The sequence below is a fragment of the Arthrobacter arabinosi genome (genome assembly GCF_054511115.1).
Window position 1 is genome coordinate 418,945 of record NZ_JBTNDF010000002.1, and the last position, 20,153, is coordinate 439,097.

A 20,153-nucleotide genomic window follows, 5' to 3' on the forward strand; every position below is an offset into this window, starting at 1 on the left:
GGTGCAGCCGACGTTCACGGGCACGACCACCTCCGGGGCGATCACATTCCCGGTGGCAGTCCCGCCGTTCAGGATCCCGCCGTCCAGGATCCCGCCGTCCAGCAGCCCCCCATCGAGGACGCCGCCGGAGGAAGGGAGGTCGACGGATCCGCCCAGCACTGCGACGGTCTCCCCGATGATCGAGCTGCTCGTGGTTCCGGCCGAGAGCGGTGCCGTGACGGCGGCGCCCAGGCCGGCGTCGACCGTCGTGGTTCCGGTGGACTGGTCCGCCGCTGTCGCGGCTCCTGCTCCGAGGACGACGACGCCCCCGGCTAGGAGGACCCCGTAGAGCCCTCGCTGAATGCATGTACGCATGATGTTCTCCTGTAGATCGACGTGGCATGAAGGCGCGCGCTGGCGCCGTTGGCATCGGTCGCGCGGGAACGCGCGGCGAGGCCGCCACTAATCAGGAGATGAACCGGGATCGAAGCTCGGGCCCGAGGGAAGCCCGGAAGACATGGAAAGCCGGCCGGCCCGGCCCAGGACCGGCAGGACCAGGAAGAACGCCCCGCCGAGCGCGGCGAGCGGCGCCGCAGACCCGGCGCCGGTCATGGAGGACGGAGGAGCCGCGGAGGGCGACGGCGGTGCCGCCGGCAGCGCTGGGACCTCCGGGACGGCCCGCACCATCCCGCCGTCGGCGGGAAGGGCGACGTCGACGACGTCGATCTGCTGATCCGGAGCGGGAAGACCGGCTCCGGCCGACCCTGCGGGCGAGACCGGAGCAGCCGCAGCAGTCCCGCGGAGCGTGCCCGCGTCCGCGTCCGCGACGTCTGCACCGGAGGCGGCGCGGCCGTCGGCGGATGCTTCCGGCGTCGCCGGCCCAGGCGTGATCGGCTCCGCACCGGCTTCAGGCAGGACCCCGTCCGCCGGAGCCGACGGCATGATCGGCACGGGGATCGGAGTCGGCGCCTGGGGACCGGACACCACGGGAGGCAGGACACCCTGATCCGGGACAGGCACGACGACGTCGACGACCGGGTCGATGATCCCGGTGACGGGCGCAACCACCTCGAGCACCGGACCGGTGACCCCGCCCACGGCCCCGTCGACGACACCCACCACAGGAGCCGTCACTCCGGCAACCGTCCCCGCGGGGACCACCGACTGGACGATCGGCACCTCGGCGAGCACACCATCGACCAGGGTCGTGACGGGTACGAGGACCGTGCCTGCCGGCGCGCTGACGACGTCGGGGACGCGTGCCACGAGATCGGGCAGTACGGGAGCATCGTGAAGGAGTGATGGCGATCCCGACGCCGGTACAGCGTGGGCGGCGACGTTGTGCAGCGGATCGGTGACCGCGGACAGCCCTGCGGCCGCTCCCGTGGAATCGAGGGCCCCGGTGACCGAACCGAGGAGACCGGGGCCGGGAGGTGCATCGGCCGCAGTCGCAGCGGATGCACCGACGGCCATCAGGCCGAGAGCACCGGCTGCGGCAAGGAGGAAGGTGCGCGCGCTGGAAGGACGAGACCGACGCTCATGAGCGTTCATCGCACTACCCCCCAGGCTGAGACCTAGGAGAAACCCTAAACCGACCGAGGATCTCCTGTAAACCCTCCGGACACGCAGGAGCCGGTGTACCGCGGACGCGGTACACCGGCTGGGGTGCGGAAGTGGGACCTACTTCGCGAGGATCGCCAGGACCTCCGACAGCTTCGCCGAAGGACGCATCACCTGGGTCACCTTCGTGACGTCGGGGTGGTAGTACCCGCCGATATCCGCAGGTGACCCCTGGACGGCGAGCAGCTCGGACACGATGGTGTCCTCGTTGCCCGTCAGCGCCTCGGCCACCCGGGCGAAGCTCTCCGCGAGCTCGGCATCCTGCTCCTGCTTGGCCAGTTCCTCGGCCCAGTAGCGGGCGAGGAAGTAGTGGCTCCCGCGGTTGTCGATCTCGCCGACCCGTCGGCTGGGCGACTTGTTCTCGAGCAGGAAGGTGCCCGTCGCCCGGTCGAGCGTGTCGGCGAGGATCTGCGCGCGGGCGTTGCCCGTCGTCGTCGCCAGGTGTTCGAAGCTGACAGCCAGGGCGAGGAACTCGCCGAGGCTGTCCCAGCGGAGGTGGTTCTCCTGCACGAGCTGCTGAACGTGCTTGGGAGCCGACCCACCGGCCCCGGTCTCGAAGAGCCCGCCGCCGTTCATGAGGGGGACCACGGAGAGCATCTTGGCGCTGGTGCCCAGTTCGAGGATCGGGAACAGGTCCGTCAGGTAGTCGCGGAGCACGTTGCCGGTGACGGAGATGGTGTCCTCGCCCTGGCGGATGCGCTTGAGGGTGAAGGCCGTGGCGTCGACGGGCGTCATGATCTCGAGTGTGACGTCATCCGTACCGTGCTCGGCCAGGTACTCCTTGACCTTCGTGATGAGGTTGGCGTCGTGGGCGCGGTCCTTGTCGAGCCAGAACACCGCCGGCGTTGCCGAGGCTCGTGCACGGGTCACGGCGAGCTTCACCCAGTCGAGGATCGCGGCGTCCTTCGTCTGGCAGGCCCGCCAGATGTCGCCGGGCTCGACGTCGTGCTCGATCAGCACCGTGCCCTCGCCGTCGACCAGCTGGACCGTACCGGCGGACTGGACCTCGAAGGTCTTGTCGTGGCTGCCGTACTCCTCGGCGGCCTGGGCCATGAGGCCCACGTTCGGGACGGTTCCCATCGTGGTGGGGTCGAAGGCGCCGTGGGCGCGGCAGTCGTCGAGGACCACCTGGTAGATGCCGGCGTAGCTGCTGTCCGGCAGGACGGCGAGCGTGTCGGCTTCCTTGCCGTCCGGTCCCCACATGTGACCGGAGCTGCGGATCATGGCGGGCATGGACGCGTCGACGATCACGTCGCTGGGCACGTGGAGGTTGGTGATGCCCTTGTCGGAGTCCACCATCGCGATCGCTGGACCGTCCTCCATGCCCTGCGCGATGGCCTGCCGGACGCCCTCGCGGACATCCTCGGGCAGCTTGTCGAGGCCGCCGAGGATGGAGGCCAGGCCGTTGTTCGGGCTCAGTCCCGCGGCGGTGAGCTCGGCACCGTACTTCTCGAACAGCTCGGGCAGGAACGCGCGGACCACGTGACCGAAGATGATGGGGTCGGACACCTTCATCATGGTGGCCTTGAGGTGCGCCGAGAAGAGCACACCCTCCTGCTTGGCCCGGGCGACCTGCGCCGTCAGGAAGTCGTTGAGGGCGGCGGCCCGCATCACGGTGCCGTCGACGACCTCGCCGGCGAGCACGGGGAACGAGTCCTTGAGCACGCTGACCGTGCCGTCGGCGGCGACGTGCCGGATCGAGACGGTGCCGTCGGCCGGGATGACGACGGACTTCTCGTTGGAGCGGAAGTCGTCGCCCGTCATGTGCGCGACGTTCGTCTTCGACTCCGGCGACCAGGCACCCATGCTGTGCGGGTTCTGCCGCGCGTAGTTCTTGACGGACGCGGGGGCGCGGCGATCCGAGTTGCCCTCGCGGAGCACGGGATTCACGGCGCTGCCCTTGACCTTGTCGTATCGCGCGCGGACGTCCTTCTCCTCGTCCGTCGTCGGGTGGTCAGGGTAGTCCGGCAGGGCGTAGCCCTGGCCCTGGAGCTCGGCGATGACCGCCTTGAGCTGCGGGATGGACGCGCTGATGTTCGGCAGCTTGATGATGTTCGCTTCCGGCGTCTTCGCCAGTGCGCCGAGCTCGGCGAGTGCATCCTCCATCCGCTGGTCCTCGGTGAGGTGGTCACCGAAGAGGGCGATGATGCGCCCCGACAGCGAGATGTCCCGGGTCTCCACCTCGACGCCCGCTGTGGACGCGAACGCCTCGACGATCGGCAGGAACGAGTAGGTGGCGAGCATCGGCGCTTCGTCGGTGTGGGTGTAGATGATCTTGGCCATGGGTTGGCGTCTCCCTGGAGCTCTTGCGGTGTGCGGGTGGTTGGGGTTGCCCATCGGCTCTAACCTACCGAGCTTCGTCGGGCTCCGCCTAACGGCGGATAGCGGGTGGCGTCAGTGGAAGAAGTGGCGCGCGCCCGTCAGGTACAGCGTCACGCCGGCGGCATTCGCGGCGTCGATCACTTCCTGGTCGCGCACCGATCCGCCCGGCTGCACGACCGCCCGGACTCCGGCGTCGAGCAGGATCTGGAGGCCGTCGGCGAAGGGGAAGAAGGCGTCGGACGCCGCCACCGACCCGCGGGCGCGCTCGGTACTGCCCAGGGTGTTGGCGCGTTCGACGGCGAGCCGGCACGAGTCGACGCGGTTGACCTGACCCATGCCGACGCCGACGGAGGCGCCGCCGGCGGCGAGCAGGATCGCGTTCGACTTGGCGGCGCGGCAGGCCTTCCAGGCAAAGGCGAGGTCGGCGAGCGTAGCCTCGTCGGCGGCCTCACCGGCGGCGAGGGTCCAGCCTGCGGGGTCGTCGCCCTCCGCGTCGAGGGCGTCGGCGACCTGCATGAGCACTCCCCCGGAGACCTGGCGGAACTCCACCGGGTTCCGTCCGTAGCCGTCCGGCAGGGTCAGGAGCCGGATGTTCTTCTTCTGGGAGAGGATCTCGACGGCTTCGGCGGAGAAGGACGGCGCGATCACGACCTCCGTGAAGATCTCCTTCACGGTCCGGGCCATGCCCGCGGTGACCTCGCGGTTCGCGGCGATGACGCCGCCGAACGCGGAGACCGGGTCGCAGGCGTGGGCCTTCGCGTGCGCATCGGCGATGGGGTCCTCGGCGTCGGCGGATCCGACGGCGACGCCGCACGGATTGGCGTGCTTGATGATCGCGACGGCGGGCTCGTCGAAGTCGAAGGCCGCGCGCAGGGCGGCGTCCGCATCGACGAAGTTGTTGTAGCTCATGGCCTTGCCGTGGAGCTGGTCGGCCTGCGCGATGCCCGGCGTGGCACCCTTCTCCACGTACAGCGCGGCCTGCTGGTGCGGGTTCTCGCCGTAGCGCAGCACCTCGGACCGCTCGAGGGCGAGGCCCGCGTAGCCGGGCCAGGCGGCGTCGTCGTCGTCGATCTCGAACTGCTCGGCGGTCCAGGACGCAACGGCGGTGTCGTACGCGGCGGTGTGCGCGAAGGCGAGCGCGGCGAGCCGGCGTCGTGCCCTCAGGTCGAAGCCGCCCTCCGCGGCGGCAGTGACGACGTCGCCGTACCGCGCGGGATCGACGACGACGGCGACCGACGGGTGGTTCTTCGCCGCGGACCGGACCATCGCCGGCCCGCCGATGTCGATCTGCTCGACGACGTCGTCGGGCTCAGCGCCCGAGCGGACGGTCTCGACGAAGGGGTAGAGGTTGACGACCACGAGGTCGAACGCCTCGATGTCGAGCTCGGCGAGCTGGTCGATGTGCTCCTGGCGACGCCGGTCGGCGAGGATGCCGGCGTGGACCTTGGGGTGGAGGGTCTTCACGCGGCCGTCGAGGGTCTCGGAGAAGCCGGTCACCTCGGAGACCTCGGTGACGGGGACGCCCGCTGCGGCGATGCGCTGCGCCGTCGAGCCCGTGGAGACGATGGCGACACCCGCGCGGTGCAGTCCCTGCGCCAGCTCCTCCAGTCCGGTCTTGTCGAACACCGAGATGAGTGCTCGGCGGATGGGGACACGGTCGAGGTGGGGCAGGCTCACGCAGATCTCCGTAGGTCGCTTTGCTGGGTCATCCTCCAGTCTATAGGCGTGCCCTTCCGGCGGCGCCGTGCCCGAAAGGGCGGAGAAGACCGCGGAAGGGGCCTTGATCCGGTCTTTCCTGCCTTCCGGCGGAGAAAAGGTGCGTACAGTTCTCGCAGTACCCGTACCCTCCCCGAAGGCACCATGAGCATCGAGACGCACCTCCCCACCGGCGACCAGGTCGTGCAGGATCTCCCCTGGCGCTGGAAGGTCCAGGGGAAGATCTTCCTCATCGGCGGCCTCGGCTTCATGTTCGATGCCTGGGACGTGACCCTGAACGCCTACCTGATCCCGCTGCTCATCGGTGACTGGGGGCTCACCTCGGGCCAGGCGGCGTGGATCGCGACGTCGAACCTGATCGGCATGGCGGTCGGCGCCTTCGCGTGGGGATCCGTCGCGGACATCATCGGCCGCCAGAAGGCGTTCACCCTCACGCTGCTCGTCTTCGCGCTCTTCACGGTGCTCGGGGCGTTCTCCCCGGACATCGTGTGGTTCTGCGTGTTCCGGTTCCTGGCCGGCTTCGGCCTCGGCGGCTGCATCCCCGTGGACTACGCGCTCGTCGGCGAGTTCACGCCGCGGCGCCAGCGCGGCCGGGTCCTGACGGCGATGGACGCCTGGTGGCCGATCGGTGCCTTCCTCTGCGGCGTGGTGACGACGGCGATCGTCGCGCAGACCGGCGACTGGCGGTACGCCATGCTCGTCATGGTGCTGCCGGCGCTGCTGGTGTTCTGGGTGCGGCGCAGCGTGCCCGAGTCGCCGCTGTACCTCGTGCAGCGGGGGCGGCGCGAGGAAGCCCGCGCCGTCATCGACGACCTCGTGGCGAGGACCGGCGCCGAGGAGCGTCCGTGGCGCCTGCCGGAGCCCGAGGACACACCCCGGCTCTCGCTCGGCAGCATCTCCGGACAGCTCACGGGTCTCTGGCGCTTCGACTGGCGCATCACCCTGACGGCCTGGAGCCTGTTCCTGACCATCCTGCTCGTCTACTATGGGGCCCTCACGTGGATGCCGCGCATCCTCATCAGTTCCGGCTACGCGCAGTCCGTCGCGTTCATCACCACCACGTTCATGACCGGCGTCGGCTTCCTCGGCGTGATCGCCGCGGCCCTGCTGGTGGAGCGTGTGGGCCGCAAGTGGCTGCTGGCGATCACCGGCCCGGGCTCGGCGGCACTCCTCGTGGCCTTCGCGCTGACCCTGGACCTGCCGGCGGTCGCCACGGCGTGGCTGCTGGCCTTCGGCTTCGTGGTGCAGGTGGCGATCCCCGTGCTGTACACCTACGTCTCCGAGCTCTACCCCACCGAGCTGCGGGGCAGCGGGTTCGGCTGGGCGTCGACCATCTCCCGTATCGGGGCGGGCCTCGTGCCGCTGATCTTCGGCACCCTGCTGTGGCCCCTGCTCGGCCTGCCCCTCACGTTCGCGCTCATCGGCGGCCTCGTGGTCCTCGCCGTCGTGTTCATGGCCTTCAACGCGCCCGAGACGAAGGCCGCCGGGCTGCGCTGAGCCGCGCCGGCTAGGACTCGGGCAGCTCAGCGTCCGGGGTCTCCTCGAGCGAGACGACCTTCCAGGCATCGTCGGCGAAGCGGACGGTCGCACTGTAGACGGTGCCCTCGGGCGAGAACGGGCGCTGTGTGGTGATCGAGCCGTCCTCCGCGAACTCGGTGTACGCGTCCGGGTTGACGGGGATCAGGGCGGTGACATCAGCACCCTCCACCACGTCCTCCTCCGGCGTGGTGAGGTACACGTTCTCCACCTTGGGCTGCCCACCCAGCACCCAGCCGCCGTCGGCGTAGACGGCGTTCAGGCGCTCGGCCTCGGCCTGCTCGGCCGCGGCGCCGTCCAGGTGGGCGAGGAGTGCGGTGTCGTCCCCGGTCTGGAGGACGTAGGCCTTCACGTCGAAGTAGTAGTAGAGGAACGCGCGTGCGCCGCCGGCGCTCGCCTCCCCCGCGAGCTCGTTGGTCGCGGGCGCCTGGATGTTCACCGCGGCGGCCGACGAACTGGCCGGCGACGGCGACGCGTCCGCCGGTGCGGCCGGCGCCGTTCCGGAGGGGGCGGCGCAGGCCGTGAGGGCCAGCAGGGTGAGGGCGGCGGTGGCCGCATGGCGGGGGAAGGTCATGGTGGTCCCAACGGTGCTCGACGGATCAGTAGTGGCCTAAGGCCACTACTAGCCTAGCGGGGTGCGAAATAGTTTTCACGTAAATTGCGCGGGGAGGATTGACTCGCCGTGTGACGTCAGACACGCTGGTGCCTGACCCCCGAAGGAGACCCCGTGAGACCACGCCACGCCACCGTCGTCGTGCTGACCGCCCTTGTTGCCGGTTCAGTCGCCGCACCCCCCGCCTTTTCCGCTCCGAAGAACCCGGCAGACTCCCCCGCCGCGTCGGCCCAGCACTCGCTGCGCTCCGCCGTGACGGACGAGAACTTCTACTTCGTCATGGCCGACCGCTTCAAGAACGGCAGCACGGCCAACGACGACGGCGGCCTCGGCGCCGACCCGTCGGTGTCCGGTTTCGACCCCACCCGGAAGGGCTACTACAACGGCGGCGACCTCAAGGGCCTGCTCCAGGAACTGGACTACATCCAGGGCACGGGCACCACCTCCATCTGGCTCACCCCGAGCTTCAAGAACCGCGCGGTGCAGCCCGAGGACAACTCGGCCGGCTACCACGGCTACTGGATCACCGACTTCACGCAGATCGACCCGCACCTCGGCACCAACGAGGACCTGAAGGCCCTGATCGACGCCGCGCACGCGCGTGGGATGAAGGTCTACTTCGACATCATCACCAACCACACCGCGGACGTGATCGGCTACGACGCCGGCGAGCGCGCCCCCTACATCTCCAAGGACGAGGAGCCGTACCGCGACGCCGCCGGCACGGCGTTCGACGACCGCGACTACGCGGGCACCGACACCTTCCCCGCGCTCGACGCCGAGACCTCCTTCCCGTACGTCCCGGTGGTGCCGGAGGCCGACAAGGACCTGAAGGTCCCCGAATGGCTGAACGATCCCACGCTGTACCACAACCGCGGCGACACGACCTTCGCCGGCGAGGACGCCTACTACGGCGACTTCTTCGGCCTCGACGACCTCTCCACCGAGCACCCCCGGGTGGTGGACGGCATGATCGACATCTACAAGACGTGGATCGCCGACTTCGGCGTGGACGGCTTCCGGATCGACACCATGAAGCACGTCAACGACGAGTTCTGGCAGGAGTTCGGCCCCGAGGTGCTCTCCTACGCGCAGGCGCAGGGCAAGGACGAGTTCTTCATGTTCGGCGAGGTCTTCGACACCACCAAGTCCTTCACCTCGCAGTTCACGACCCGCAACAGGATGCAGTCCGTCCTCGACTTCCCGTTCCAGGCCGCGGCCCGCGGCTACGCGTCGCAGGGCGCCCCGGCGAGCGATCTCCAGCGCTTCTTCGCCGGCGACGACTGGTACACGGACGCCGACTCCAACGCCTACAGCCTCCCGACCTTCCTCGGGAACCACGACATGGGCCGGATCGGCAGCTTCATCGCGAGCGACAACCCCGGTGCCGCCGACGACGAGCTGGTGGCCCGTGACACCCTCGCGCACGAACTGATGTACTTCTCGCGCGGCAACCCGGTGATCTACTACGGCGACGAGCAGGGCTTCACGGGCCCGGGCGGCGACCAGGACGCGCGGCAGACGCTGTTCGCGAGCCAGGTCCCCGAATACCTCGACGACGACCTGCTGGGCACCGACGCGACCCACGCCACGGACAACTTCGACACGACCCACCCCCTGTACCAGGGCATCGCGACCCTGGCCGACGTCACCTCGGAGCACCCGGCCCTGCGCAACGGCGCCCACCAGCACCGGTACGCCTCCGAGGGCCCCGGCATCTACGCGTTCTCCCGCACCGACGCGAAGGACCAGCGCGAGTACGTGGTGGCGCTGAACAACAGCACCGAGCCGCAAACCGCGGCCATCCCCACCTACGCCGGCAAGCGCGCCTTCGGCCTCGTCTACGGGGACGCCCCGAAGCACGCGACGTCGGCGGCCGACGGCACCCTCACCGTGACGGTCCCCGCACTGTCCACCGTGGTCTACGAGCTGGCCGGGAGAATCCCGCACTCCAAGGCCGCCCCGGTGATCGGCCTGCAGCAGCCGGCACCCGCCGCCGAGGACAACAGCCGCATGAAGGTGGCCGCCGACGTCGCCGGCTCCTCGTTCTACGAGGTCACCTTCGAGGCCCGCACCCCGGGCTCCGCGTGGACGAGCATCGGCACGGACGACAACGCGCCCTACAGCGTCTACCACGACACGAGCGCCCTGCCCGCCGGGACGGCCGTGGACTACCGCGCCGTGGTCCTCGACAACGCCCGCCACACCCGGACCTCCGCGGCGGTGTCCGCAGCCGTGCCGCAGCCGCGGCTGACCATGGGCCTCCCCGCCGAGGGCACTCAGGTGCAGGGTGAGGTCACGGTCACCGCCACGGCCAGTCCGGAGGACTCCGAGTACGCCGTCACCCTCGAGCGCAGCATCGACGGTGGGGCGTGGACGGCCATCGGCTCGGACGACTCGTCGCCGACCTACACGGCCGTCGACGACCTCACGGCCCTCGGCCTCGCCGAGGGCACCCAGGTGCGGTACCGGGCCGTGATCGGTACCTCGGTGAGTGACATCAGGACCGTGACGGTCGGGTCGGTCATCGAACAGCCCGGCACCGTGGCCGTGGCCGGCAGCCTCGACTCCGAACTGGGCTGCGGCGGGGACTGGGATCCGGCGTGCGACCAGGCACAGATGACGTTCGACGCCGCGTCGCAGACCTGGATCCTCGAGGTCGCCGACCTGCCCGCGGGCAGCTACGAGTACAAGGCGGCCCTCAACCGCAGCTGGGCCGAGAACTACGGTGCCGGCGGCGGACGTGACGGCAGCAACATCGCCCTCAAGCACGCGGGCGGTCCCGTGACCTTCGTGTACGACCACAGGACGCACGTGATCAGCACGCGCTGACCCGCCGGAAGCACCGCACGCGGCGACGGCCGGGACCACGGGGTCCCGGCCGTCGTCGTGTGCGGCGCCGTACGCCTAGAGCCAGTCGTTGCGCTTGAAGGCCCAGTACAGGCCCGCGCCCATCGCGACCATGAGCACGAGCGCGAACGGGTAGCCGAGACTCCAGTGCAGCTCGGGCATGGCATCGAAGTTCATGCCGTAGATCGAGGCGATGAGGGTCGGCGCGAAGAGGATCGCAGCCCAGGAGGAGATCTTCTTGACCTCCTCGCCCTGCGTCAGCGAGGTCTCCGTCATCCGCGTCATCTCCTCGTTCTGCCGCTGGGCCACGAGGGTGGAGTGCACCGTCAGGGCGTTCTGCAGCAGGGTGCGGAACGTCGTGATGCGCTCGACGACCCGGATCACGTGGTCCTGCACGTCGCGGAGGTTCCGCGTGAGTTCGTCGTCCATCCGGTACTTCTCGGACCCCCGGAGCAGGGCGTCCATCATCGCGTCGAGGGGCTGCGCTGCGCGCTGGAACTCGATGACCTCCCGGTGCAGCTCGTAGATCCTCCGCGAGACGTCAGGGGCTCCCCCGAACAGTTCGTTCTCGATCTCGTCGATGTCGTTCTCCAGACCCTGCACCACGGGTCCGTACTCGTCCACCACCTGGTCGAGCAGCGCGTAGAGGACGGCCTGCGGCCCCGCGCGGAGGAGCTCCGGATCCGCCTCGAGCCGCCGGCGCACCACCCCGAGGTCCGGCGACTCCGCGTGCCGGATGGTCACGACGAAGTCCTGCCCGACGAAGATGTGCAGCTCGCCGAACTCGACCTTCTCCTCGGCGTCGAGGTAGCGGGCGGGCCGCAGCACCAGGAAGAGGGTGTCGCCGTACCGTTCCAGCTTCGCCCGCTGGTGCCCGTTGGTGGCGTCCTCGACGGCGAGCGCATGGAGGCCGAACTCCGCCTCGACGGCGCTGATCTCCTCACGGTCGGGACGGTACAGGCCGATCCAGCCCATGCCGCCACTCTCCCGCATGATCTCGAACGTCTGGTCCAGGGTGTCGGGGCTGATGTGCCTCTTCCCGCCGACGTAGACGGCGTTGGCGACCAGGGGCATCTCAGGCCCCGATCCGCGCGGAGACCGCAGGTCCGCCGGCAAGCGCGGCGAGGGTCTCGATCAGGAGCCGGCGCTCCTCCACCTTGATCCGCTCGTGGAGTGTCTCCTCGGTGTCGCCGGGCAGGACGGCCACGGCGGCCTGGGCGAGGATGGGTCCGGTGTCCACGCCGGCGTCGGCGATCATGACGGTGCAGCCCGTCACCTTCACGCCGTAGGCGAGGGCGTCACGGACGCCGTGGGCTCCGGGGAAGCTCGGCAGGAGCGCCGGGTGGGTGTTGAGGTAGCGATCGGGGAACGCGTCGAGGAAGTGCTGGTCGACGATCCGCATGAACCCCGAGGACACCACGTAGTCCGGCCGGTGCGCCGCGACGGCGTCGGTGAGGGCGCGGTTCCAGTCCGTCCGCTCCCCGTACTGCCGGAAGTCCACCTCGAACGTCGGGATACCTGCCGCGGCGGCACGCCGGACGCCGCCCGTGCCGGGACGGTCGGCCCCGACGGCGGCGACGGTCACGGGGAGGCGGCCCTCCGCGACGGCGTCGATCACGGCCTGGAGGTTCGATCCGGAGCCGGAGACGAGGACTACGATGCGCATGACTCAACCTTAAGGTCTTCCCTCGCCTAGGGTTGAACCATGGCGAGGCGAGGACCCACGAGGCAGCAGGACACCGATCAGGCCCGTCCGCGGGGATCCGGGACGGGGCGGAAAGCGCCGGAGGACCCCGCAGCAGCGCGTGCCGCATCGGCCCGCCGCTGGCTGCGCCTGTTCCTCGCGGCACTCCTCGGGGCATCGCTGACGAGCGGACTCGTGCTCCCGTGGAAGGTGCTCGCGCTCGTCCTGGCGCTGCTCGCCCTGGCCGCCGGCGTCGTCGGGCTCGTCAGGGCCGTCGGTGCGAAACTCCCCCGGATCGTGGTGCTCGCGACCTCCCTCGGCCTGGCCGCCGCCCTGTTCCTCACGGCGGGCACCGCCGCGTCGATCGTCCTCTGGCCCCTCACCCGGACCTACGAGGACTGCATGTCACGCGCCCTCACCCTCCAGGCGCAGAAGGACTGCCAGGACGGCCTGCGGAACCTCGACGGGATCGGCGGGGCGTAGGGCCGCCTGCCGCGCGCGTTGCTCAGCGCCGCCGCGGCTCCCGCTCGAGCAGGGGCCCGAGGGCGTGCCCGAGCAGAGCGCCGACGGCCACCTCCAGGGCGAGCCACAGGGCGACCGCCAGAGGGTCGGGCCCCAGGTCCGTGAAGCGGCCCAGGCCGAGCGAGGCGCGCGAGAGGAGGGCGACGGCGGCGCCGCCCAGTCCGGCGGTGATGCCGATGAGCCCGGCGAGCGCGAGGGTCGACGCCGTGGCGGTGAGCCACCGCCGGCTGCTGCGCAGCACGAGCCACTCGTCGAAGTGGTTCTCACCCTCACGGAAGAACCACCAGCCGGCGAGGAGTCCGGCGAGGACCGGGATGGCCAGCGCGGCGTACCCGTACGCGAGCTGGCCCGCCGGAAGTGCGCCGAGGACGGGCAGGGCGGGAAGCGGCCCGACGGTGCTGGCCAGCGGCGTGAGGGAGCTTCCCGTACCCAGGGCGAAGCCGGCACCCGTGGACCAGGACATCGTCCACACGGCGAGGTTGGGCAGGAGCCCGAGCTGCAGCAGGGTGATGACGGACGCTCCGGCGATCCCGCCGTCGAGCCGTTCGTAGATCGCGGCGATGCCCGCCCAGTTCAGCCCGATGGCGACGGCGAGGAGGGCGGCCGACAGGCCCGCGGCGATCAGGACGGCGATGAATCCGGAACGGACGATCGACCAGGCGTAGGACCCCGCCCAGCGGGAGTGCTGGCTGGTGCGGCCCACCCAGGCCGCGAAGTCCACGCCGACCAGCCGGCTCCAGGCGCCCGCCTCACGGTAGGCGCCGGTGATCAGCCCGATCCCGGCGGACACGGGAGGGATCAGGGCTCCCGCCACCAGGGATGCGGAGGCGTCCGGTGTCGTCGAGACGTACGCGATGCCCGCGCCGATCGCCGCATAGGTGACGAGGGCGCCGAGCAGCGCCTGCCAGAGCTGGTCGGTGTAGGAGGCCCGGGCGAGGCGGCGCCCCGCACGCCAGGCGAGGAACAGCGGCACCAGGACCAGGCCGAGGGGGACGACGTGCAGCAGCCCCGACACCGCCTCGGCCCCGACGAGCCCCGGCGGGAAGTGCAGGACGAGGGGCACCCCGTGCATGACCAGCCAGCCCTGGCCGGCCAGGCGCGCGGCGGACTCCGCGGTCCGGTCCGCGAAGCCCCCGGTGAGCCAGACGGCGGCGACCGGGAGCACCACGAGCAGGGCCGAGATCACGGCGGCCTGCCCGAGCTCGAACACCCCCTGGAGCCACAGGGGCATGGGAAGGGCACGGGGCTTGGTGGGGATTTTCATCCCTTCCATGGTGCCACCGGCAGGAGCCCCGGGCGCCCACCGACGCGGAGCGGATCACGCACGGGGACGGCGTGGCACCGGTCACCCGTGGAGGTCGAGGAGTCCCTTGACGACGGCGAGGCCCGCACCGATGAACGCGATCACGATGACGAACAGGCGGGCCTGGTGGTCCCGGACGAAGCGGCCGAGCTTCTCGCCGATGATGATGCCGGCCACGATGGTCAAGCCGATCGCGGCCCACATCCACGGCGCGAGGACGGGCGCCTGGGCCGGGTCGAGGAGGAGCTTGGTGACGAGCGTGACCGAGCCGATGCAGACGAAGAAGGGCTGGAGCGTCGCGGCGAAGGGTCGCTGCGGCCAGCGTGAGAGGACGGCGTACGCGCTGACGGCCGGGCCGCCGACCCCGGCCATGGAGTTCGTGACACCGGCCGTGAAGCCCGCGATCACCTTCGGCGCGTTGCCGCGCACCACGACGTCGGAGCGCTGGAGTACCAGGGAGACGGTCAGCGCCACGAGGACCACGGCGCCCACCGTGACCGACAGCGGGGCCGCCGGGACCACGACGGCGAGGAACGAGCCCGGGACGGACCCGAACAGGGAAGGGACGACGAGCCACCGGAACATGCTCCAGTCGATGTCCTTCCACACCCGGCCCACGATGATGGCGGAGGAGACCACACCGCAGAGATTCACGAGGAGGACCCCTGCGTGCGGGCCGAGGATGATCACGAGGAACGGCGAGATCAGCAGCGCGAAGCCGAGACCGGCGATACGCTGCGCGATGGCCCCCAGGAGGATCGAGGCGAGCACGATGCAGAAGATGCCGAGAGTCACCCAGCCACAGTACGCGCAGGCAACCATCAGGTCCGCCGGGATCCCGCCGGTACGCTGGGCCCATGACGGCCCTCACCACCGCCCTGGCCACCGCGGACTGGCGCCGGCGCGTCTTCCGCCTGTACGACGACGTCCGGGAGCGGGCCGCGTCGGAGTCGCCGGAGGCCTCCCACGCGGTGTGGCGGGAAGGCCGCGACGCCCTGTTCCGCACGCATCCGGCGTCGGCCCTCTCGGACCGCGCGAAGGAGTCCTTCCCGGGGCTCGCAGTGGCTCCCTACGACCCGGCCTTCCGGTTCGAGGCGGCACTGGACGACGACGGCGCCGGACAGGTGATGGACGTCGCCACCGCGACGGACGGCGTCGTGCCATTCCGCCGCCTCGGCAGCGTCGTGCTGCCCGGGCTCGGGACGCTCGCCCTCTGGAAGCTCGGATCCTACGGCGGCGGGCTGTTCCTGCCCCTCCGCGACGGCACGTCGGGCAGGCCCGGCGGCGCGTACGGCGGCGGGCGCTACGTCCTGGACACCGTCAAGGGCGCGCACCTCGGCGAGGGCCGGGAGCCGGGGCGCCTCGTGGTGGACCTCAACTTCGCCTACAACCCGTCCTGCGCCTACGACGAGGCATGGGCCTGCCCCCTCCCCGGCCCGGACAATCGGCTCGCCGTGGACGTCCCCGTGGGCGAGCTGTATCGCGAGTACGGACGATGAGCGGGGACCAGTCGACGATGCAGGCGCAGTGGCGTCGCCGCTCCGAGCTCCCCATGGTCGCCGCCGCGGTCCTCTACCTCGTGGCGTACACGCTCCAGGTCACGGGAGACCCGGATCCCGCCGAGGCCCGGCTCCTCGAGGCCGTCGTCTGGGGCGTGTGGGGGCTCTTCCTCGCCGATTACCTCGTGAGCCTCCTGCTGGCGCCCGCGCGGGGCCGGTGGTTCGTCCGCCACCTGCACGAACTCGTGATCCTGCTGCTGCCCATGCTGCGTCCGCTGCGCCTGCTCCGGCTCATCCCCCTGCTGCGCGTCCTCAACCGGTCCGGCGGTGACGCCCTGCGCGGGCATCTGGTCCTCTACGTCGTCACGGCCATGACGGTGCTCGGCTACGCGGGCGCACTCGCGGTGCTCGACGTCGAGCAGGACGCCCCCGACGCCACGATCGTGACCCTGCCCGACGCCCTCTGGTGGGCCCTGACCACCGTCACCTCGGTGGGCTACGGCGACTACTACCCCGTCACCGGGACGGGGCGCCTGGTGGCGGCCGGCCTCATGATCGGCGGGATCGGGGTGCTCAGCGCGGTCACGGCGGCGTTCGCCTCCTGGCTCGTGGAGACCGTCGCGAAGGCCGGCGCGCAGCCCGGGGAGGCGGACGCGCAGGTCCAGGAGCAGCTCGCGAGCGTCAGCCTCCAGATCGACACCCTGACCCGGCAACTCGCCCACGGCGCCCACCGCGAGCCTTCCGGACGGGACTAGGTTCGGGGCGACAGGAGAGTTCCCGGGCACGGAGGGGTGGACGCCGCTCGGCGGACGCGGTATGGTGCGCAGTCGCACGTGCCGGGTCCACGCAGGCCCTATCATGAGAGCAAACCCGCACGCACTCTCCGGAGGTTCCGATTACCGACACGGCCGCCCAACACGACATCTACTTCGGCGCGCCCGAGCCCGAGAACGAAGCCGAGATCCTCGAGTCGGCGTCACGCGCGGCGGTGGCCCGGCTCGAGGGACGTCCCGACATCACGACCGTCAAGCGGCGCTTCACCCTGATCAACCAGGACCGCACGCCGCACCAGGCGATGGTCGAGGACCTGCTGTTCATCCGCCGGGCACTCGACGACGCCGGCATCGGGTTCCTGCTGGTGCGCGGCAACGACGAGCGGCCCGTGATCGCCGTCGACCTCGTCAACCGGGACAGGCTGCGCGCCGCGCTCGTCGAGGCGTGCCGGGACGAGCCGTTCTACTCGCGCACCGTGGACACGAAACGCCGCACCACCCTCCTGGTCGGTGACGGCCAGCTCTCCAGCAGCGGGAAGGCACGCATCTTCCGCCTGTTCCGGCCGCGCATCGAGCCCCTGGGCGGGCTCGCGTACGGCCCGTCGGCCGGCGTGCAGATCGAACTGTGGGCGCTCGGGGAGAGCGCCATCGAACTTCCCGTGGAGAACTCCCTCACCCGCCGCACCCTGCCCGCCGCCGAGGTGGTGCGCGGCGAGGTGGAACGCCACGGCCTGACCTGGCCGACGATCGACAACATGTTCGCCGATCACGCCACGGACATCGACTTCGACATCGACCTCGTCTTCTCCTGGGTGGACGGCAGCAGCCCCGAGTACCGGGCCGCACGCGCCGCCCGCATGGAGGGCGTGGTGGTCGGTGAGGGCGATGACCACGAGGCCCGCTTCCGGCAGATCAATGAGCTCAAGTACGCCCTGCGCTCCGTCTACATGTTCGCGCCGTGGGTCCGCAGGATCTTCATCGCCACCGACTCGGACCGGCCCGCCTGGCTCGCCGACCACCCGTCGGTCACGCTGGTGCGCTCCGAGGAGCACTTCAGGGACCCGTCCGTCCTCCCGACCCACAACTCGCAGGCCGTCGAGGCGCAGCTCCAGCACATCCCGGGGCTCTCCGAGTACTTCCTGTACTCCAACGACGACATGTTCTTCGGACGCCCCGTCGCCCCGGACATGTTCTTCTCCCCCGGAGGCGTCACGAAGTTCATCCAGGCGGACACGCGCATCGGCCTGGGCGACAACGACGCCGAACGCAGCGGCTTCGAGAACGCCGCCCGCGTGAACCGGCGCCTCCTGCACGAGCGCTTCGGACGGATCACCACGCGGCACCTCGAACACACCGCCGCTCCCCTGCGGAAGAGCGTCCTGCTGGAGATGGAGGCGGAGTTCGCCGCGGAGTTCGCAGCGACGGCGGCATCACGCTTCCGCGCCAAGGACAACATCTCGGTCACCAACTCGCTGTACCACTACTACGCGCTGCTGACGGGGCGCGCCGTCACGCAGGAGATGGCGAAGGTGAAGTACGTGGACACCACGCTGCGGTCCGGGCTGAAGAGCCTCAACAAGATGCTGGACAAGCGCAACCAGGACTTCTTCTGCCTCAACGACGGCAGCTTCCCCGAGGTCGCCGCCGAGGAGCGGGCCCACCTGGTGACGGACTTCCTCGAGAAGTACTTCCCGGTCAAGGCCCCCTGGGAGATCTAGGGTGCGCCCCAGGGTGCCGGGCGCGCGTGCCAGACTGACGCGATGCAGACCTTCCTGCCGTACGCCGACTTCGAGGCCAGCGCCCGGGTGCTGGACCAGGCGAGGCTCGGCAAGCAGCGGGTCGAGACCCTGCAGGTGCTGCGCGCCCTCGTCATCCCCGACTACGGGTGGCGGCAGCATCCGGCCATCCGCATGTGGATGGGCTACGTCCCGGCCCTGACCGTGTACGGACTGGCCATGGTGGCCGAATGGGTGTCCCGCGGCCACGCCGATGCGACGCACCGGCAGATCCTCGAGTTCGCCCCGTCCGTGCTGGACGAGCCCGACGTACCGCTGCCGCCGTGGTTCGGGGACCCGGCGCTGCATGCCAGCCACCGGTCCAATCTGGTCCAGAAGGCGCCGGAGATCTACCGGAGCCGGTTCCCCGGCGTCCCCGAGGACCTCCCCTACGTCTGGCCCGCACCGGAGCGTGAACGCGTGCCCACGGAGCCCGCAGGCCGGCGCCTGTGGATCTGGCGCAGCGGGGACGCCGTGCGCGCGCACGACGACGGGACGGCCGTGCTGCTCATGCCGCCCGTCCCGGCCGGCGGACATGCCTCCCCGAAGTGGGAGCGGCAGCTGCACGCGTTCGAGGAATCACTGGAGGAGGGCGACGCCGTCGCGCTGGCCGACGCGGAGGGCCGGCGCTTCCGGACCGGGCACGTGGGCCGGGTCTTCATGCACGAGGACGGGCTGGTCCGCACCGTACGGCTGGACGGCTGGCTGGAGCGCTCCGAGGTCGATCCGCCCGCGCTGCTGCAGGATCCGCGGACGCTCTTCGCCGTCGGCCTCCCCGACGCGTTGCGCACCTGACGACGCTGCCCCCGCCCGGGCGGTCTCAGGCCGAGGTGAGCACGCGGGCGCGCCCGCCCCCGGGGATGGTCACGCCGGAGGCCTCGAGCCGGCGCTGCGTCTCCTGGTGGGGGACCACCTCCCCCACCGTGGCGTGGCGCCCCGCGGGGACCACCGAGTGGACGATCGTCTCCTCGTAGACGTGGACGAGGTTGTAGGACTGCGCGCCGTCCCGGCCGCGCGTGCCGCCGCCGTCGAACATCAGGTCCTGGGTGTAGCACGTGGCGCTGGCCACCGAGACGGGGACTCCGGCGAACATCGCCGTCGTCGAGTAGTGCAGGTGCCCGGCGAGGACGGTCCGCACGTCCGAACCGCGGACGACGTCGGCGAGGGAGCGCTGGTCCCGCAGCTCCACGAGGACCGCGAGGTCCTGGACGCTCGGCACGGGTGGGTGGTGCAGGGCGAGGATGGTCCCGTGCGGCGCGGGCACCTCCAGCTGCGCGGCGAGCCAGCGCAGCTGCCCGGCCGCGAGCTCGCCGTGGTGGTGCCCCGGCACGGTGGAGTCCAGGGTGATGATGCGCAGGCCGTCGACGAAGTGCACGGCGTCCACCGGGGCGTCGGACCGTCCCGCCGGGACGCCGTCGAGGAGCCCTGCTCGGAAGGCCGCGCGGTCGTCGTGGTTCCCCATGGCCCAGATGACGGTCGCCCCCAGCCGTTCCGCGGCGGGGTCCACGATCGCCCGGAGCTTCGCGTAGGCGCCCGGCTCCCCCTTGTCGGCGAGGTCCCCGGTGAAGACGATCGCGTCCGGGCGGGCACCGGACACCTCGAGGTCCTCGAACACCTCCCGGAGCCGCTGCTCGCTGTCCACCGCCCCGTACAGCGGGGCATCGCCGCCGAGCAGGTGCGTGTCGCTCATGTGCAGGACGAAGTGCTGGGGCCGGGGGTGTTCTGCTGTCCGGGGGACCATGAGACCTTCTCCGATGGCTGGTGGGCACGCTGGCTTGCTTGCCATCAAAGCAGAAGGCCCCACCCGTGTCCGTGAACTCCCGACGGCACGGCGCGAAACAGTCAGGAAACATGCGCCGCCGCGCTCGGGCCTTCCGCGCGTCGCTGATGCCGTGCAGGCCGGGCTGGCGGGGCGGCACCGCGGCCCGTAGGCTCACAGGCGACCGATCATCCGCGCAGAA

General features: G+C 70.8%; 16 protein-coding genes and 1 pseudogene. 7 read left to right on the plus strand and 10 right to left on the minus strand.

What is annotated here, in order from left to right:
• From ACX80P_RS06095 to purH, 4 genes and pseudogenes are all read right to left on the minus strand, one after another.
• Positions 1–354, minus strand: a pseudogene (locus ACX80P_RS06095) (hypothetical protein); the annotation flags it as partial.
• Between the two features lie 87 nt (positions 355–441).
• Complete coding sequence (locus ACX80P_RS06100; RefSeq protein WP_459277167.1) at positions 442–1,452, minus strand: hypothetical protein; 1,011 nt, start codon at positions 1,450–1,452, stop codon at positions 442–444.
• Positions 1,453–1,659: 207 nt separating this feature from the next.
• The gene (locus ACX80P_RS06105) at positions 1,660–3,882 is read right to left on the minus strand and encodes an NADP-dependent isocitrate dehydrogenase (RefSeq protein WP_459277168.1); all 2,223 of its coding nucleotides are present in this window, start codon (positions 3,880–3,882) and stop codon (positions 1,660–1,662) included.
• Between the two features lie 111 nt (positions 3,883–3,993).
• Positions 3,994–5,598, minus strand: coding sequence for a bifunctional phosphoribosylaminoimidazolecarboxamide formyltransferase/IMP cyclohydrolase (purH, locus tag ACX80P_RS06110; protein ID WP_459277169.1), 1,605 nt, complete (start codon positions 5,596–5,598; stop codon positions 3,994–3,996).
• A gap of 183 nt (positions 5,599–5,781) precedes the next feature.
• Here purH and ACX80P_RS06115 point away from each other — a divergent pair, with 183 nt between their 5' ends.
• Positions 5,782–7,134, plus strand: a complete 1,353-nt coding sequence (locus ACX80P_RS06115; RefSeq protein ID WP_459277170.1) for an MFS transporter — start codon at positions 5,782–5,784, stop codon at positions 7,132–7,134.
• A gap of 10 nt (positions 7,135–7,144) precedes the next feature.
• Here ACX80P_RS06115 and ACX80P_RS06120 read toward each other — a convergent pair whose 3' ends face one another.
• Positions 7,145–7,747 carry a DUF6318 family protein gene (locus ACX80P_RS06120; RefSeq protein ID WP_459277171.1) on the minus strand — a complete coding sequence of 201 codons (603 nt, stop codon included), beginning with the start codon at positions 7,745–7,747 and terminating at the stop codon, positions 7,145–7,147.
• Between the two features lie 153 nt (positions 7,748–7,900).
• Here ACX80P_RS06120 and ACX80P_RS06125 point away from each other — a divergent pair, with 153 nt between their 5' ends.
• The gene (locus ACX80P_RS06125; RefSeq protein WP_459277172.1) at positions 7,901–10,618 is read left to right on the plus strand and encodes an alpha-amylase family glycosyl hydrolase; all 2,718 of its coding nucleotides are present in this window, start codon (positions 7,901–7,903) and stop codon (positions 10,616–10,618) included.
• Positions 10,619–10,693: 75 nt separating this feature from the next.
• Here the strand turns inward: ACX80P_RS06125 and corA are convergent, their stop codons facing one another.
• Together corA and purN are read right to left on the minus strand one after the other, a co-directional pair.
• The gene (corA, locus tag ACX80P_RS06130; RefSeq protein ID WP_459277173.1) at positions 10,694–11,710 is read right to left on the minus strand and encodes a magnesium/cobalt transporter CorA; all 1,017 of its coding nucleotides are present in this window, start codon (positions 11,708–11,710) and stop codon (positions 10,694–10,696) included.
• Between the two features lies 1 nt (position 11,711).
• Entirely contained in the window at positions 11,712–12,302 is a 591-nt protein-coding gene (gene purN / locus ACX80P_RS06135; RefSeq protein ID WP_459277174.1) for a phosphoribosylglycinamide formyltransferase, read from the minus strand.
• Between the two features lie 39 nt (positions 12,303–12,341).
• On the opposite strand from purN, the gene ACX80P_RS06140 reads away from it, so the two are divergent.
• Positions 12,342–12,803, plus strand: a complete 462-nt coding sequence (locus ACX80P_RS06140; protein WP_459277175.1) for a hypothetical protein — start codon at positions 12,342–12,344, stop codon at positions 12,801–12,803.
• A gap of 22 nt (positions 12,804–12,825) precedes the next feature.
• On the opposite strand, the gene ACX80P_RS06145 is transcribed toward ACX80P_RS06140, so the two are convergent.
• Both ACX80P_RS06145 and ACX80P_RS06150 read right to left on the minus strand, forming a co-directional pair.
• The gene (locus ACX80P_RS06145; protein WP_459277176.1) at positions 12,826–14,106 is read right to left on the minus strand and encodes a cell division protein PerM; all 1,281 of its coding nucleotides are present in this window, start codon (positions 14,104–14,106) and stop codon (positions 12,826–12,828) included.
• Between the two features lie 81 nt (positions 14,107–14,187).
• The gene (locus ACX80P_RS06150; RefSeq protein ID WP_459277177.1) at positions 14,188–14,940 is read right to left on the minus strand and encodes a TSUP family transporter; all 753 of its coding nucleotides are present in this window, start codon (positions 14,938–14,940) and stop codon (positions 14,188–14,190) included.
• A 62-nt stretch (positions 14,941–15,002) separates the two neighbouring features.
• Between ACX80P_RS06150 and ACX80P_RS06155 the strand changes: the two genes are divergently transcribed.
• The 4 genes from ACX80P_RS06155 to ACX80P_RS06170 all read left to right on the plus strand — a co-directional run bounded on the left by ACX80P_RS06155 (position 15,003) and on the right by ACX80P_RS06170 (position 18,987).
• Positions 15,003–15,644, plus strand: a complete 642-nt coding sequence (locus ACX80P_RS06155) for a DUF1684 domain-containing protein (RefSeq protein ID WP_459277178.1) — start codon at positions 15,003–15,005, stop codon at positions 15,642–15,644.
• Positions 15,641–16,399, plus strand: coding sequence for a potassium channel family protein (locus tag ACX80P_RS06160; protein ID WP_459277179.1), 759 nt, complete (start codon positions 15,641–15,643; stop codon positions 16,397–16,399). Before ACX80P_RS06155 ends, ACX80P_RS06160 begins: the two co-directional genes overlap by 4 nt.
• A 320-nt stretch (positions 16,400–16,719) precedes the next feature.
• Positions 16,720–18,135: a stealth family protein gene (locus ACX80P_RS06165; protein WP_459277511.1), complete on the plus strand. Its 1,416-nt coding sequence runs from the start codon at positions 16,720–16,722 to the stop codon at positions 18,133–18,135.
• A gap of 42 nt (positions 18,136–18,177) precedes the next feature.
• Entirely contained in the window at positions 18,178–18,987 is an 810-nt protein-coding gene (locus tag ACX80P_RS06170; RefSeq protein WP_459277180.1) for an MSMEG_6728 family protein, read from the plus strand.
• 25 nt (positions 18,988–19,012) lie between these two features.
• On the opposite strand, the gene ACX80P_RS06175 is transcribed toward ACX80P_RS06170, so the two are convergent.
• A complete protein-coding gene (locus ACX80P_RS06175; protein WP_459277181.1) occupies positions 19,013–19,933 on the minus strand; it encodes a phosphodiesterase in 921 nt (306 codons plus the stop codon).
• Positions 19,934–20,153: the final 220 nt, after the last annotated feature.